This is a genomic window from Microcoleus sp. MON1_C5, from assembly GCF_036701875.1.
In the GTDB taxonomy this organism is placed as follows: domain Bacteria; phylum Cyanobacteriota; class Cyanobacteriia; order Cyanobacteriales; family Microcoleaceae; genus Microcoleus.
Genome location: NZ_JAUBRN010000015.1, coordinates 33,589 through 48,599, shown reverse-complemented (window position 1 = coordinate 48,599; position 15,011 = coordinate 33,589). Strand labels below are relative to the sequence as shown.

12 protein-coding genes are annotated in these 15,011 nt (G+C 45.2%); 9 read left to right on the top strand and 3 right to left on the bottom strand.

Annotation, left to right across the window (positions count from 1 at the left end; all coding sequences use genetic code 11):
• The first annotated feature begins 13 nt into the window (after positions 1-13).
• On the top strand, positions 14-403 hold the full coding sequence (locus QUA71_RS10095) for a hypothetical protein (protein ID WP_333284531.1): 390 nt from the start codon (positions 14-16) through the stop codon (positions 401-403).
• A gap of 123 nt (positions 404-526) precedes the next feature.
• Here the strand turns inward: QUA71_RS10095 and QUA71_RS10090 are convergent, their stop codons facing one another.
• Together QUA71_RS10090 and QUA71_RS10085 are read right to left on the bottom strand one after the other, a co-directional pair.
• Positions 527-1,384: an Hpt domain-containing protein gene (locus QUA71_RS10090; protein WP_333284529.1), complete on the bottom strand. Its 858-nt coding sequence runs from the start codon at positions 1,382-1,384 to the stop codon at positions 527-529.
• A gap of 163 nt (positions 1,385-1,547) precedes the next feature.
• Positions 1,548-2,474, bottom strand: a complete 927-nt coding sequence (locus tag QUA71_RS10085; RefSeq protein ID WP_333284527.1) for a DMT family transporter — start codon at positions 2,472-2,474, stop codon at positions 1,548-1,550.
• Positions 2,475-2,758: 284 nt separating this feature from the next.
• On the opposite strand from QUA71_RS10085, the gene QUA71_RS10080 reads away from it, so the two are divergent.
• Complete coding sequence (locus tag QUA71_RS10080) at positions 2,759-3,559, top strand: SDR family oxidoreductase (protein ID WP_333284525.1); 801 nt, start codon at positions 2,759-2,761, stop codon at positions 3,557-3,559.
• Positions 3,560-3,654: 95 nt separating this feature from the next.
• Here QUA71_RS10080 and QUA71_RS10075 read toward each other — a convergent pair whose 3' ends face one another.
• Complete coding sequence (locus QUA71_RS10075; protein ID WP_333284523.1) at positions 3,655-4,464, bottom strand: calcium-binding protein; 810 nt, start codon at positions 4,462-4,464, stop codon at positions 3,655-3,657.
• 197 nt (positions 4,465-4,661) lie between these two features.
• Between QUA71_RS10075 and QUA71_RS10070 the strand changes: the two genes are divergently transcribed.
• From QUA71_RS10070 to QUA71_RS10040, 7 genes are all read left to right on the top strand, one after another.
• The gene (locus QUA71_RS10070) at positions 4,662-5,642 is read left to right on the top strand and encodes an ABC transporter ATP-binding protein (protein ID WP_190663456.1); all 981 of its coding nucleotides are present in this window, start codon (positions 4,662-4,664) and stop codon (positions 5,640-5,642) included.
• A 283-nt stretch (positions 5,643-5,925) separates the two neighbouring features.
• Positions 5,926-6,714: an ABC-2 family transporter protein gene (locus QUA71_RS10065; RefSeq protein WP_333284521.1), complete on the top strand. Its 789-nt coding sequence runs from the start codon at positions 5,926-5,928 to the stop codon at positions 6,712-6,714.
• A gap of 307 nt (positions 6,715-7,021) precedes the next feature.
• Positions 7,022-9,586, top strand: coding sequence for a nitrite reductase large subunit NirB (gene nirB, locus QUA71_RS10060; protein WP_333284519.1), 2,565 nt, complete (start codon positions 7,022-7,024; stop codon positions 9,584-9,586).
• Between the two features lie 211 nt (positions 9,587-9,797).
• Positions 9,798-10,157: a nitrite reductase small subunit NirD gene (gene nirD / locus QUA71_RS10055; RefSeq protein WP_333284517.1), complete on the top strand. Its 360-nt coding sequence runs from the start codon at positions 9,798-9,800 to the stop codon at positions 10,155-10,157.
• A 217-nt stretch (positions 10,158-10,374) separates the two neighbouring features.
• Positions 10,375-12,468 carry a HEAT repeat domain-containing protein gene (locus QUA71_RS10050; protein ID WP_333284515.1) on the top strand — a complete coding sequence of 698 codons (2,094 nt, stop codon included), beginning with the start codon at positions 10,375-10,377 and terminating at the stop codon, positions 12,466-12,468.
• Positions 12,469-12,604: 136 nt separating this feature from the next.
• Positions 12,605-13,984 carry an AAA family ATPase gene (locus tag QUA71_RS10045; RefSeq protein ID WP_333284513.1) on the top strand — a complete coding sequence of 460 codons (1,380 nt, stop codon included), beginning with the start codon at positions 12,605-12,607 and terminating at the stop codon, positions 13,982-13,984.
• 4 nt (positions 13,985-13,988) lie between these two features.
• Positions 13,989-14,897: a DUF4435 domain-containing protein gene (locus tag QUA71_RS10040; protein WP_333284511.1), complete on the top strand. Its 909-nt coding sequence runs from the start codon at positions 13,989-13,991 to the stop codon at positions 14,895-14,897.
• Positions 14,898-15,011: the final 114 nt, after the last annotated feature.

The following is a 15,011-nucleotide window of genomic DNA, read 5'->3' as shown; positions in this document are numbered from 1 at the left end:
GACAATTAGACTGATGATCGACTTCAATACAGTTACTGAATTTTCTCATACCTACTGCATAGCTATCTGTGCCTTTTTAGTTCCGGCAAACTTGCTGACTACTTTGCTGACAGTGATTTTGACAGCGCTAAACCGACCTCGAATACAAATTTGGGCGTCTGTGGTTGTCGCCAGCGTTTGGGCTACAGCAATGATATTTCACGTTTTTTGCTGGTTCGCGATCGGGGTAGTAATGCCTCCGACATACATCTTGTTAGTTATGGGAATCACTTGTCTGACAATCAATGTCTGGGCGATCGCTCATCCTGCAAGCATGATGCAATTAATTCGAGTTGCAGTATCAGTTGTTAGGGGAGCTCTCCAGAGGAAGAAGGATTTAGTTATCTTGGAGAGAAGGATGTAATTATCTAGGAACTCAAAAATAATTTGGTCGGGGTAATGTCAAAGATGTCAGGGAGAATATAGGTTTCAGAAGAAAGTTTTCCCTGGTTGCAAATCGGGGATCAGAGTCCAGATTTTCTACTGCTTATTCCGGTTCCCGATCGCGACAATCTTCGGTTTCCGGGCCGCGGGGATGGATCGTGCAGTTGAGCAGGTAGCCGCCATCGCTTCTGCCGTAATAGTAGCGGCATCCGATGCAAATTGCGGGAGGTTCGATCACACTGTGGTAAACCGGATAATCCGCAGTCGCCAGCAGCGAAAAGTCGCGCTGCGTCTGAACATTCCCGATAATAGCGCCGGAGAGTTCGACAGCTTGGCGGATGTTTTCGATCCTGGTGTAAGGCGGTAGGTAAATGTCTATACAAAGGCGTATGCCCTGGCTATCTTGATCGTGGCGGGTAATAGTGCCTCCGAGCAAACCGACGCGCGAAGCAATAGCTGAGGAAAATTCGCTCAGGGAGGTGCAGTAACCGGAGAAAACGTGAATATGTTCGTCCGTAGTAGCTCTCACAGTCAGGCGAGTGGGAATTCGCACTCTCAGGTAAGCGTCGAGTTCGTCAAAAACCGGCTCGGCGAGGGAGAGCATTTGGTTTGCGTCTTCGTGGTTGAGCCCAAAACCCTTAGAAACCTTTGACACGAGGGCTGCTAAAATATCAAAAACTTCGGTTAAAAGCGATTGCAGCCTGCTATCAATGGCGATCGGACATTCTCTGAGCAGCTTTAAATAATCCTCCAACCGATGAGCAATGCGCTGAATGCTGCTAAATCCGAGCATAGCTGCTCCCCCTTTAATCGAGTGCGAGGCTCGGATGAGCTGGTGTATTCTTTGGGGATCTGGCACGGTATTTTGCAGATCTTGCAAGCCTTGCCCGATAATTTGGATCTGTTCTGTGGTTTCTTCGATAAAGTAGCCGATAATCCGCTGTAGTTGTTCTGGCAGCATAATTTTATTCTCCTAAAGGCAGCCGAGTATTATTAGTCATTACTCAGACCTTTGATAGTTTTGAATCGATATTTCACTGATGAGTAATTCGGGTTTTTAAGCCCTAATTTGTTTTATTCTGACTCACGGCAACTGTTGTGGCAATGTCGAAAACGGTTAACTCTTAACTGTTGACAGTAATTTTTTTTGCTCCGACGGTAGCGGTTGCTACCCCCAACAGCAGCACTGCAGCACCTGCGAGTACCGCCGGCGCCGGCACTTCCCCAAACAGCAAATAACCCAACCAACTCGCCCCAACCGGTTCAAACAAGATGGCAAGAGTTACCAGAGTTGGGGAAATCTGCACTACCGCCCAGTTCAAAATGGTGTGGCCGACTAACTGAGGCAAAGCGGCCGTTAACAAAATATAAAAATATACAATGTCCGGGTAATTAGTATAAGTAGTGCCGAGGGCGAAGGGGAGAGGCAGCAAGACGATCGCAGCAACAGTATAGGCGATCGCGATATAGCCACCAATTCCCAGTCCCCGCCGCTGAGCTTCCCGGCCCAGCAGCAAATACAAGCTGACAGCCCAGGAACCAGCCAGAGCCAGGAAATCGCCAAGCAGTTGGCTGCTGCCAGCATGGGCTGCGCCCGCACTTCCGAGGGCGATCGCGATTCCCCCTGTCAGGGCTATAGTAATGCCAGCGATCGACATTTTGCTGAGTTTTTCCCCGAACCAGAAGCGCGATAACAGCGCTACCCAGACAGGATTAGTCGTGACGAGGGCAGTCGAGGCGGCGATCGAAGTATAAGAAAGTGAGGTAATCCAGAGGGCAAAATGCAGGGCAAGACACAAACCCGCAGCAGCAGCATAGCGCCGAGTTCCCGGTTGCAGGGCGTTCCACTGAATTTTCCGCCAAGCCGGAAGCAGAATTAAAGCAGATAAAGTCAGACGAGAGGCTGCGAGTACCAGACTGAAACCCAAACCGCCCGCCCCTGCTGAAAAGTTAGCCAGCCGAATTAAGATTGAGGAAGTTGAGACGGCTAAAACGCCGATAATTAACACTAGGGCGATCGACCAATTAGGTGCTTGTTTCGGAAGATTCATTTTTTAGACATTGGGCATTGGGCATTGGGCATTGGGAAAATTTACAAAGCAATTTTCGCACAAATTATGAATAATTTCTCTTCTCTTCTTCTCCTCTTCTCTTCTCCTTTCTTCCTTCGTGTCCTTCGCGCCTTCGCGGTTCGTTAAAAAAAGCCAGTTCGCGAAGCAAAAAAAAATCCTATACTCAATAATTATTAATAGAGGTCGCGCCTAAAATTATCTAACCTCTGTTATAGTTTCAATATCGCAAAAAAACAATTACCACTTACAATTTATAACTATCTATGGCTCCTACAGTTTTGATTACAGGCGCTTCTCAAGGAAGTGGCAAAGCAACAGCAATTTTATTTGCAAGTAAAGGTTACGATGTAGTGATGGTAGCTCGCCAGCCAGAGAGATTGGCAGCAGCAGCGGCTCAAGTGCAGCGAGAAGGTACTTCCGCTGTAACTATTCCGGGGGATGTCGGCGACATTCACCAAGTGCGGGCGATCGTCCAAAAAGCCCTAGATGCCTGCGGCAACATCGATGTTTTAGTTAACAATGCTGGCATTTGTCTCGCGGGGGCGATCGAGCACACTACCTCCGAAGACTGGCAGCAATTAATGAATACCAATTTTTGGGGATGCGTTAACACAATTCAAGAAATTTTGCCACATTTTCTGCAACGAAAAACTGGGACAATAGTTAATGTTGGTTCTATTGGTGGCAAAATGCCTTTGCCTCAAATGACTGCTTATTGTGCCAGCAAATATGCAGTAACCGGTTTAACAGAAACTTTGCGATTGGAATTAGCGCCTCAAGGTATTCACGTTTGCGCCGTGCATCCCGGCTTGATTAATAGCGATTTTTTAGAAAGAGCTCAATTTCGCGATCGAGACGAACCCGGAGTCGAATTGCGCCGCCAGAAAATGAGCCAAATGCTGAAATCTGAGTGGGCAACTCAGCCAGAAGATATTGCTAAAGCTATTTGGGATGCTGTGAAAAATCAGCGTGCAGAAGTTACCGTCGGCCCTGCTTTTTTGGCATCGGAAGCTTATCGTTTGTTCCCCGGTTTGATGCAGTGGGCAATGGAAAAACGCAACTGAAGAACAGGTAAGATGCCTGTTCCACAGGAACTAAGTTTTTTTTGTGGAACGGGCATCTTGCCCGTTCTTGAGAGATAATTAATCAATTAGCTGCTTCAAAGCAAAGAACTAGCATTAATAAAACGACCGTTTAAATCGGCTGGGGTCACGTTCAACACAGTACCCAACAAAGCATTAGTAAAACCAAATCTAATATTAGTAGCTTCCACACGGCCGTTGCCATCGGGATCGAGACTTTGCCGCGAGATGCCACCCTTGGCTAACAAACTCGTTCCCCCCGTTACAGTTGCAGGATCGATCAGCAGCAGTCTCGGATCGTTCAAGCTATAACTTACCTCTTCCAAGGAAATATTGCTGCTGGTAAATGCCACACTAATTCCAATCGAATCGCTAGACTTATCAAAATCCACAATTACCGCGTCAGGAACTTCAATTCCAACTACTCTGCTTCCCGCTTGATCGACTCTCAAAACAAATACATCGTTCCCTGCACCACCTTGGTAAATATCCACATCTCTGTCGCCAATTAAAGTATCATTACCGTCTCCGCCCACTAACAAATCAACACCTTGTCCTCCGCGCAGCAAATCATTTCCCGCACCCCCATCAAGGAAATCGCTATTTCTATCTCCTGTCAAGAAATCGTCGCCAGTTTCTCCCAAAACATCGTCATCATCTTTGCCGGCGTAAATAGAATCATTGCCGACACCGCCTAACAGACTGTCTTTACCATCGTTGCCGAAAATCCGTTCTGCATCTGACGAGCCCCTGACAGTATCATTGCCGCCCACCATCCAAAGTCCCCCAGGAAAACTAGCAAGTTGTCCTGGTGCAAGTGTAATATTTTCAGAAGAATTGTCTCCTACCAAACGAGAGATGCCTGAATTATCTGGGGTGAGTACCATATTTGTAAACTTGGTGCAATGTGAGCATGGATATTGTGCAATATTCTACAGCTTATTAGGGTGCGCCAGAACACAGTTACTTCCTGTGAGCGATCGAGCAATCCCTGGCGTACCATACTAGACAGCTAGATCGCTCCATCTTGGCACAAGCCTGATGGAAATACCCTAGATTAAAATAAAAGTTAAAATTTGAACCGATGCCAATTATCTTAGTTGAAGACTTGAGCAAAGTTTATCCGGTAGCGATTAAAGAACCCGGGCTTAAAGGAACAGTGCGACACTTTTTTAGTCGCACTTACCGCAATATCAAAGCAGTTGAGGGCGTTTCTTTCAGTATTGAACCGGGGGAAGTGGTGGGGTTTCTCGGTGCTAACGGTGCGGGCAAAACTACTACGCTGAAAATGCTGACTGGTTTGATTTATCCCTCGGCTGGTACTGTGAGAGTGTGCGATCGCACTCCTTTTCGTCGGGAAGCAGATTTTCTGCAAAGAATCACCTTAGTGATGGGGCAGAAACAGCAGTTAATTTGGGATTTACCAGTGCTTGACTCTCTGCGAATCAATGCCGCTGTCTACGGCATTCCCGATACAGATTATCGGCGGCGAGTCGGAGAATTGACAGAGATGCTGTCACTAGAAGGCAAGTTAAATCAGGCGGTACGAAAGCTTTCTTTAGGCGAACGCATGAAAGCTGAATTGATGGCGGCGCTGCTGCACCAGCCGGAAGTATTATTTTTAGATGAACCGACTTTAGGTTTGGATATAAATGCACAGTTTAGCGTCAGGCAATTTCTGCGAGAATATAACGAGCGCTATCAAGCAACGGTGCTGTTGACGAGCCATTACATGGCGGACATTACTGCTTTGTGCAAGCGCGTTTTGTTAATCCATGAAGGGCAATTAGTTTATGATGGCAGTTTAGACGGATTGCTCGACAGGTTTGCACCTTATCGGGAAGTTCAGGTAAAATTAGCTAAGCCGCTGGCAAAAGATAGTGCTTTTGCTTACGGGGAGGTAGAATCTATTGAGGGACAATCGGTGCGTTTTTTAGTGAAAAGGGAAGAACTGACGGTGAGCGTGGCGAAGATTTTGGCGGAGTTGGAAGTGATAGATTTGACTGTTACTGACCCGCCCATTGAAGAGGTAATCGGTCGCGTTTTCCGCACGGGAAAAGTGTAATGTTTTTGGCTGGTTTCATTCTCCCTAACAGGCAAGATATCTGTTCCACTAAAGTTTTAATGTTTTGTGGAACGGGCATCTGACCCGTTGCTAACACTGAAAAATTGAACAGGCAAGATGCCTGTTCCACTAGAAGTTCAATGTTTTGTGGAACGGGCATCTTGCCCGTTGCTAACACTGAAAAGTTGAACAGGCAAGATGCCTGTTCCACTAGAGTTTCAATGTTGTGTGGAACGGGCATCTTGCCCGTTGCTAAAACTGAAAAATTAAATCTAAAAATGATATGACAAAATCCCTCAAAATTTCTAAAACTTTGTTATTTACCTACTACGCTTATATGCTCGAATACCGGGCCGAATTGTTTTTGTGGGCCCTGTCGGGAGCTTTGCCATTTATCTTGATGGGTGTTTGGACGCAGGCGGCCGAGACTGGTCAATTTGGGCTGAATTCCATCGACTTTGCCCGTTATTTTTTAGCCACTTTCATTGTCAGGCAAGTAAATGTAGTTTGGGTAATTTGGGAGTTTGAAAAGGAAGTAGTGCAAGGCAAGCTATCTAATAGATTGTTGCAGCCTCTCGATCCCGTATGGCACCACTTCGTATCTCACGTTTCCGAAAGGTTTGCAAGGCTGCCCTTTGTATTCGGATTAGTGCTGCTATTTTTTGCAATTTACCCGCAGTCTTTTTGGCTGCCGAGTTTGGGCAGGTTTTTGCTATTTTTGTTGGTTATCGTCTTGACTTTTTGTTTGCGGTTTCTGATACAGTATACTTTTGCGCTGTTTGCTTTTTGGCTGGAAAGGGCAAGTGCGATCGAGCAATTCTGGTCTTTAATTTACCTGTTTTTATCGGGAATTACCGCGCCGTTAGAAGTGTTTCCCGCACCCGTGCGCGAAGTAGTTTTGTGGACCCCTTTTCCTTATTTGATTCATTTTCCCGCTTCAATCTTGATCGGATTGCCCGTAGATGTAGGCCGCAGTTTGTTGGTAATGTTTGGTTGGAGTGCGGTGTTTTTTGTGTGGAATCGCTGGCTTTGGCGACAGGGCTTGAAGCAGTATTCGAGCATGGGAGCTTAAATAATAATTAAAAATTAGAAAACTGTAAGGTGCGTCACAGTAAAAATGTTAATCGTTTTGTCAAAAACACTTAGCTGACGCACCATTCTTAACTGTGAAGAAAATCTAAAATCTAAAATCTAAAATCTAAAATCCACTGACGCACCTACTTAAGTCGATCGCACACATCATGCCATGCAAAAATGCAATCGGGACTATTCGACAATTGCATAAACATCCATTTTTGGTATATATAAGTACAAAAGTTTACAATAAAGTCTTATATTAATAAACCCAACGACTGATAAACGGGATAAAAGAGATTCTAATGACAGCCAAAAAAAACCTCATTGTAATCGGCAATGGCATGGTAGGTCACAAGTTCCTAGAGTTAATGGTCAGCTCGGATGCTGCCAAACACTGGAATTTAATTACTTTTTGTGAAGAACCGCGCGTTGCTTACGATCGCGTAAACCTCAGCGGATTTTTCTCTGGCAAAACAGCGGGAGATTTATCTTTAGTTGCACCGGGATTTTATCAAGAAAACGGCATCCAAATTCACATCGGCGACAAAGCAGTCGCCATTAACCGGGAACACAAAATAGTCTCTTCAGCCAACGGTTTAAAAGTTCCCTACGACAAAATTGTTCTCGCGACCGGTTCCTATCCATTTGTGCCATCAATTAAAGGCAAAGACGCTACAGGAACTTTTGTTTACCGGACAATTGATGACCTGGAAGCGATGTTAGATTACGCTAAAAATTGCAAAACTGGTGTAGTAATTGGCGGCGGTTTGTTAGGTCTAGAGTGTGCTAATGCTCTGCAAAATATGGGCTTAAAAACTCACGTTGTTGAGTTTGCATCGCGGCTGATGCCCGTGCAAGTTGACGAGATGGGCGGTGCAATTCTCCGCAGCAAAATAGAAGAGTTGGGGGTTTCGGTTCATACCAGCAAATCTACAACAGAAATTGTCAGCGAAGATGGCAAAGTTACTAAAATGCTGTTTGCTGACGGTTCGGAATTGGCAACAGATATGATAGTGTTTTCTGCGGGCATTCGCCCCCGCGACGAAATTGCCCGAAGTTGCGGTATAGAAGTAGGAGAACGCGGCGGCATTGTGATTAATGATAGTTGCCAAACCTCCGATCCTGACATTTATGCGATCGGAGAATGCGCGCTGTATCAAAATCGCATCTACGGCTTAGTTGCGCCTGGGTATACAATGGCAAGCGTAGCAGCAGATATTTTGAGCATTGTAGCGGATGACGGGCAAGATGCCCGTTCCACAAGCACTTTTACAGGTGCGGATATGTCCACTAAACTTAAACTATTGGGGGTGGATGTCGCTAGTTTTGGAGATCCTTTTCCCAAGTCGGCCGATGCTAAAGAGATTGTTGTCACTGACACCTTCCAAGGCATTTACAAAAAATTAGTTTTAAATCAAGACGGCAGCCGGATTTTAGGTGGAATTCTCGTGGGAGATGCTTCGGCTTACGGCACTTTGGTGCAATTCATGCAAAATGAAATTGCTCTGCCGCCGCATCCAGAAGATTTGTTAATGCCACCGCGAGAAGGGGGAGTATCGGCGGGTTTTGGAGTAGACAGTTTGCCGGATTCGGCTCAAATTTGTTCTTGCAATAATGTTACCAAAGGGCAGATTTGTGAAACGATTAGCGATCGCAATTTAACCGATGTTGCCAGCGTCAAGAAATGCACTCAAGCTGGGACCGGCTGCGGCGGGTGCGTGCCTTTGGTGACGGATATCTTCAAGGCGGAGATGAAGAAAGCTGGGTTTTCAGTCAAAAATAATCTTTGCGAGCATTTTGAATATTCTCGTCAAGAATTGTACCATTTAGTGCGTTCTCAAGAGATTAAAACCTTTGAGGAGTTGATTGAAAGACACGGCAAAGGTAAGGGTTGCGAAATTTGCAAGCCTGCTGTTAGTTCGATGCTGGCTTCTACTTGGAATGACCATATTTTAGAGAAGTCTCACGTCGGTTTGCAAGATACGAACGATTACTTTTTGGCAAACATTCAGCGCGACGGTACTTATTCGGTGGTGCCGCGAATACCGGGGGGAGAAATCACGCCAGATAAGTTGATTGTTTTGGGTGAAGTTGCCAGGGATTTTGGGCTTTATACTAAGATAACTGGCGGGCAACGGATTGATTTGTTTGGAGCTCGCGTGGATCAATTGCCCCATATTTGGCGTCGGTTGATTGATGCGGGATTTGAGTCGGGACACGCTTACGGTAAGGCTCTGCGTACTGTAAAATCTTGTGTTGGTAGCACTTGGTGCCGCTTTGGGGTGCAGGATTCAACGAGTTTGGCGATCGAGGTTGAATTGCGGTATCGTGGTTTGCGATCGCCCCACAAGCTCAAATCTGCTGTCTCTGGTTGCACTCGCGAATGCGCGGAAGCTCAAAGCAAGGATTTTGGGATCATTGCGACAGAGAATGGTTGGAATTTGTACGTGTGCGGCAACGGGGGAATTAAGCCACAGCACGCGGTTTTGCTGGCGACGGATATCGATAAGGAAACGCTGATTAAGTATATCGATCGATTCTTGGTTTTCTACATCCGCACCGCCGACAGATTGGAACGCACTGCTACTTGGTTGAATAAGCTTGAGGGCGGGATTGAATACTTAAAACAGGTGATAATTGAGGATTCTCTGGGCATTTGTGCTGAATTAGAAGCGCAGATGGAACATTTAGTGAATACTTATCAATGTGAGTGGAAAACGACGATTGAAGACCCACAAAAGGTGCAGCGGTTCCAGCATTTTGTGAATTCCGATTTGCCCGATCCGAGTATTGTTCGTGTTGCGGAACGGGGACAAACGCGGCCTGCTAACGAACATGAAAAGGCTCTGGTTGGAGTTTCGGAATAACCCCTCCCCAGCCCTCCCCTTGAATCAGGGGAGGGAGCAAGATTTAATCTCGCTTAATCTCGTTCCCAGGCTCTGCCTGGGAATGAAGTCCCGGAGGCTCTGCCTCCTAAAACCCTGAGCTAGAGCCTCCTTCGGCGAGGCAGAGCCTCGAAACCTACGTTCCCAGCCGGAGACTGGGAACGAGATTAAAGTAAATTAACAGGAAAAGAAGATGGTTCAATCATTACAAGTTTCGGATACAGTAACAACTTGGGTAGATGTGTGTTCTCTGTATGCGATCGCCCCTTATACTGGAGTTTGCGCTTTAGTTAAAGGCGAACAAGTGGCGATTTTCCGAGTGGGAAACGGGGAGGAAGTTTATGCGCTTAGCAATTACGACCCGTTTAGCAAAGCTTTTGTTTTGTCGCGGGGAATTGTGGGCGATCGCAACGGCACTCTCAAAGTTGCTTCTCCCATTTACAAACAAAACTTTAATCTGACTACCGGGCAATGTCTGGACGATGAAACGGTAAAGATTCCTACTTTTGCGGTTCGGGTTGTAGCCGATCGCGTCCAAGTAGCTGTTAGTTAGATTCAGCGGCTTAATTATTCGATCGCCATCCGCCACCACCTAACATTCCTGTGGGTGCTGGCGGATTTTGCATTGGGGCCCTCCCGACTCCGTATTTTTCGTCTAAAATAGAGTCGATTGGTTCCATACTCGCGGCTCGCTCAAAAAAATCTCCACTAATATCGGAGCTGAGGCGAGGATTGTCAATACAAACAAACTTCAGGGGCAGGGTATCGGTATGTTGTTAAAAAAACTTGTTTCCGAAAATAATCCCCAGACTGTAGCAGAGTTAATTTATACCCAACTCACAATCGGTCAACTGACTTGGGGCGAGCTCAACATAGAAGTTTTCGGCCAGCACTGGCGGGACGAATCTTTGCACGAAGTCCTCAGAGAAATTGCAGCTAAGCTCGACAAAGAAACAGCGAGCAAAATTATAGAATATCTCACAGCTCAAAACGGTCAACAAGAAAAATTTATTAATTTGTTTTTAGCAGCGCAATGCCTGTTAAAAGTTAAAAATGAGGTTAATAAAAAAACCGAAAAAAAACTGTTAAACGCTTTAAAAAAGTTATCGCAATACGGCACGGGTTTCCTGATTCTTTATCAAAGCGCTCAAGAATTGCAGGAAACTTATCAAATTCGCAATCGATCGATCGCGGCGATCGCCCAAACTTGGAAAAACGACCCGCAAACCCTACCTTGGCTGAAAATACTCGCTCACTCCAGTGACTGCGGCGAAGTCCGAGCCACAGCAGTCGAAGCAATAGCCCGTGGTTGGCCAGACCAGCCAGAAATTTACCTGATGCTCAAAAACCTCGTCAAATCCGATGGAAGCTGGGCAGTGCGATCGACCTGTGTCCGAGAAATGGCTTCGGGTTGGCCAGACACCAGCGATACCTTGCCGCTGCTGGCGGCCCTGGCTCAGTTTGATCAAAGTCCCGCAGTCCGCACCGCAGCACTCGAACAGTTGGCCTCTAATTGGCCCGATCGCACAGATACCTTGCTGATGCTGAGAACCGCCGCCGAATCCGACGAAAATTTGGGAGTGCGAGTCGCAGCGTGGCAAGGAATAGCCAGAGGTTGGCACAGCCTTTTAGGCACGGCCTCCCTGCTCAAAAACCTTGCCCAGACAGGAAGTTCTATCCTGCGAACAGTAGCGGTGCGGGAGTTGGCAGCGCGGTGGCCCGCCGCGGCAGACGTTTGCCTCTTGCTGAAAACCCTAGCCGAATCCGACAGCAGCAAAGAAGTGCGGACAGCAGCCTTAGAAGAATTGGCCTCGCACTGGCCCGGCGAGCCCGACATTTACCCGCTGCTGAAAACTAAAGCCGAGTCCGATACGAGTTCGAGCGTCCGGCGCGCAGCAGTGCAAGCAATTGCCTCTGGCTGGCCGGGCAACCCCGAAACTCTGACTTTTTTGAAAAATATAGCATTGGGCGATAGCGACGCCGACCTGCGCGAAATAGCCCTAAAACAGATAGCCGCAGGTTGGCCCGACCACCCAGAAACCCTGCCCCTGCTGCAAAAAATAGCTGATTCCGAGGATTACTGGACTGTGCGGCAAGTAGTAGTGGAAGCTGTCGCCGCACTGGGGTCAGCCAGTCTCGAAGTCTTTGCTTGGTTGCAAAATCTCGCCGAGTCAGACAGACACCTCAACGTCCGAGAAACTGCCGTGGAAGAGATCGCAAAACGCTGGTCTCACCGCGGCGAGACACTGCCTTTCCTCAAAAGCCGGGTAGAGTGTGAGCATGATTCTCACCTGCTGAGCGTGCTGGTACGGGCGATCGTGCGGCGCTGGCCAGACCACCCAGAAACCTTGCCTTGGCTGAAAATTGAGCTCGATTCTGGGGAAGCGCTGGTGCGGCAAGCGGCGGTGCTTGAACTCGCTTACAACTGGCCAGACAATCCTGAAACTTGGATGCTGCTGGAGGCTAAAGCAGAGGGCGATGAGAGTCCGGCTGTCAGGCAAATGGCTTTGCAAAAGTTAGCGCGCGGGTGGACAAATCAGTCTCAAACTTTCGAGTGGGTCAAAAGTAGAGCTCAAAAAGATGAAGATTCGCAGGTGCGGGCGATGGCCCTGGTAGAGTTAATGCGGGGATGGAAAGACGAGCCGGGAATGTTTGAGTTTTTGCGCGATCGAGCTTTGAGCGATGTTGACAATCAAAACGGTTCTTTTCCTTATAATCCCAGGTTTACAGCACTCGAAGCGATTATCGAACATTATCCCGAAAATCCGGGAGTTGTGCCTTTGTTGCGATCGCTGGCAGTTTCCGACGCCGACGAGCAAATCCGCGCCTTAGCCGATCGCCGGCTCCGCAGCCAAGACTGGTAAACAGAAACAATTGCGGTTTCATACGCTATAATCGCGTACTAGACCGCAGTTGCAGTGTAATAAACAGTTATGCAGATGTTGTGTTTCTAATTGTTGACTATGATGGATAAAAGTTCACAAGCTGGACAACTTAACTATGCAACTAGGTGAACACCCCAACTCCAGCCAGTTAAAGTCATTTGCAATTAACGGCTTATTTGGCTTTAAGGATGTGGCGATACCTTTTGATAAAGAAGCAGTAATTCTGATTGCAGAAAATGGTTCGGGGAAAACTACCATTCTCAATACACTTTACTATTCAATCTCCTGTAAATTTGATAAATTAAGTACCGTGGAGTTTGAGTCAGTAGTTCTTGAGTTTACCTCAGGCGCTAGTGTTGAAATTAAGAAAAGTGACTTAAATTTGTGGTATGAGCCTGATATTTTTGATACTTTGTCTTTTCTTAAACGCCATTTACATATTCGAGAAATAGATCTGTTGCAGAGAGAACTCAGGAAAAGTTCATCCTCTGAATCGGTTCGGAGACGCATATTTGAATTAATAGATAGATATAGAATATCTATTCCACCTAAATATTTGAACAGCTTGCTGAGAGAAGTGAATTTAAGAGTTAGAGATGAGAAAAAAATAGAGCAAAAAAGTGAAATTTCTAAAAATATAACCACTATTCAAGAAAACTTGAACGAGTCAGTTTTATATTTTCCAACCTATAGAAGAATCGAAGAAGATTTAAAAAATTTAGGATACGAAGATGAGAGAGTTGATCGATTAAGCCTTGGGGAAGGAGAAGATAAGCTGATCCAATTTGGAATGAATGATGTAATTGATAGATTTGACAAAATTAAAACAACAATTAAAAACTCAGCACTCAATTTATTTTCAAAAGTGACGGGTGAAATTTTAACTCAGTTTGTAGAGGGTATTGCGATTACTCAAGAAATGAGAGACAGCATTCAACCAGAGACTTTAAATATAGTTCTAAGCCGTGTTGGTGAAAATAATATATCAATTTCTGACCGAAGTAAAATTGAGAAACTGGTGAGTTCAAAAGAAATAAACTCTGGTAAATATGAGCAATTAGTCTATTTTTTATCAAAATTGGTTGGTTTATATGAGCAGCAAAAAGAGAAGGATGATTCTATCAATCAGTTTGCTACAATATGTAATGAGTATTTGAACAAAAAACGCATTGTTTATGATGAGGCTAATGTAGAGATATCAATAATACAAACTCGCAATAATAACCAGATTGATATTAAAAATCTTTCTTCTGGTGAAAAGCAAATTATATCTTTGTTTTCCAGAATTTATTTAGAGTCTTCCGGAGACTTTATTTTGCTGTTTGATGAACCAGAGTTATCGCTTTCTATAGAGTGGCAAAAGCTTTTACTTCCACATATTTTGAAGTCAGGTAAATGTAAATTACTCTTAGCTGCTACTCATTCTCCATTCATCTTCGATAACGAACTAGATTTAAATGCTAACGATCTAGATACATTTGTGATAGAGAAATAAATAAATGTCGTCTGTAAACACTTTAAGGGCATCCCGAGATAAGGCGGTAGTTGTATTTGCTGAATTTACTAGATTATACAAACAATATCCATCGGCGCTATATTGCTTTTTTGAAGGAGAAGACAGTAAATATTATGGAGTCAGGATCAAAAATATTATAAAACCTGAAAAGGATTTTTATTTGACTTGTAGTGGCAAAGATGGAGTTTTAGGAATCCACAAAATGCTTTCATCCAGAAAGTATTATGCAAATGTTAGAGCAGCTTATTTTATAGATAGAGACTTTGATAAATCGATTCGTGAGATAGGCTTAAACGAAATATATGAAACTCCATGCTACTCGATAGAAAACTTCTACACCTCAGTTCAGTGTTTTTCTGAGGTTTTGAGAAGCGAATTTAAGCTGATGGAGTCGGATGAAAATTTTGAAAGATGTGTTTCTTTGTATATAAAATTGCAAGAGGAGTTCCATAATGCTGTTGAATTGCTAAATACTTGGATTGCGTGCCAAAGAGATAAGTCTAGTCCACTCAAGATCTCAGGTATAAGTGTGTCGCGTTTTGTAAAGATTGACTTGAACCAAATCACACAAAAGTATGTAATTGATGAGTTGTATAGGATGTTTCCGGGTGCAATTGCCATCTCTCAAGAAGAACTAGATGCAAGGCTAACCGAGTTACGAAGTAGTACAAGGCAAAAAAGCTTCCGAGGTAAATTTGAGATTGAATTTCTGCGGAAATTTCTCGAAAAGCTTAAGCATGAAGCTAACAAAGGTAACTACCCTTATTTCACTCGAAAATTCAAGGTTGTTCTATCTTTATCAGAAAGCAACATTATTTCTGACTTATCTCAATATGCTGATACGCCAGATTGTCTTGATAGCTACCTTAAGTCTTTTATATCTCCATCTTAGTCTATTCATTCCCACAAAAGGTTGATCGCAAACCGCACCGCTTCCCCCATCATCGAACAACCAACGCGATCGGACGGCGTTTTCTCCCACGTGAGCAACTGTTCCCGAAACACC

Bases quoted from the DNA above. Each gene is read 5' to 3' on its own strand.
- QUA71_RS10080 (WP_333284525.1), top strand. From the start codon at position 2,759: ATGGCTCCTACAGTTTTGATTACAGGCGCTTCTCAAGGAAGTGGCAAA.
- QUA71_RS10065 (WP_333284521.1), top strand. From the start codon at position 5,926: ATGACAAAATCCCTCAAAATTTCTAAAACTTTGTTATTTACCTACTAC.
- QUA71_RS10070 (WP_190663456.1), top strand. From the start codon at position 4,662: ATGCCAATTATCTTAGTTGAAGACTTGAGCAAAGTTTATCCGGTAGCG.
- QUA71_RS10090 (WP_333284529.1), bottom strand. From the start codon at position 1,384: ATGCTGCCAGAACAACTACAGCGGATTATCGGCTACTTTATCGAAGAA.
- QUA71_RS10085 (WP_333284527.1), bottom strand. From the start codon at position 2,474: ATGAATCTTCCGAAACAAGCACCTAATTGGTCGATCGCCCTAGTGTTA.
- nirD (WP_333284517.1), top strand. From the start codon at position 9,798: ATGGTTCAATCATTACAAGTTTCGGATACAGTAACAACTTGGGTAGAT.
- QUA71_RS10045 (WP_333284513.1), top strand. From the start codon at position 12,605: ATGCAACTAGGTGAACACCCCAACTCCAGCCAGTTAAAGTCATTTGCA.
- QUA71_RS10050 (WP_333284515.1), top strand. From the start codon at position 10,375: ATGTTGTTAAAAAAACTTGTTTCCGAAAATAATCCCCAGACTGTAGCA.
- QUA71_RS10075 (WP_333284523.1), bottom strand. From the start codon at position 4,464: ATGGTACTCACCCCAGATAATTCAGGCATCTCTCGTTTGGTAGGAGAC.
- QUA71_RS10040 (WP_333284511.1), top strand. From the start codon at position 13,989: ATGTCGTCTGTAAACACTTTAAGGGCATCCCGAGATAAGGCGGTAGTT.
- QUA71_RS10095 (WP_333284531.1), top strand. From the start codon at position 14: ATGATCGACTTCAATACAGTTACTGAATTTTCTCATACCTACTGCATA.
- nirB (WP_333284519.1), top strand. From the start codon at position 7,022: ATGACAGCCAAAAAAAACCTCATTGTAATCGGCAATGGCATGGTAGGT.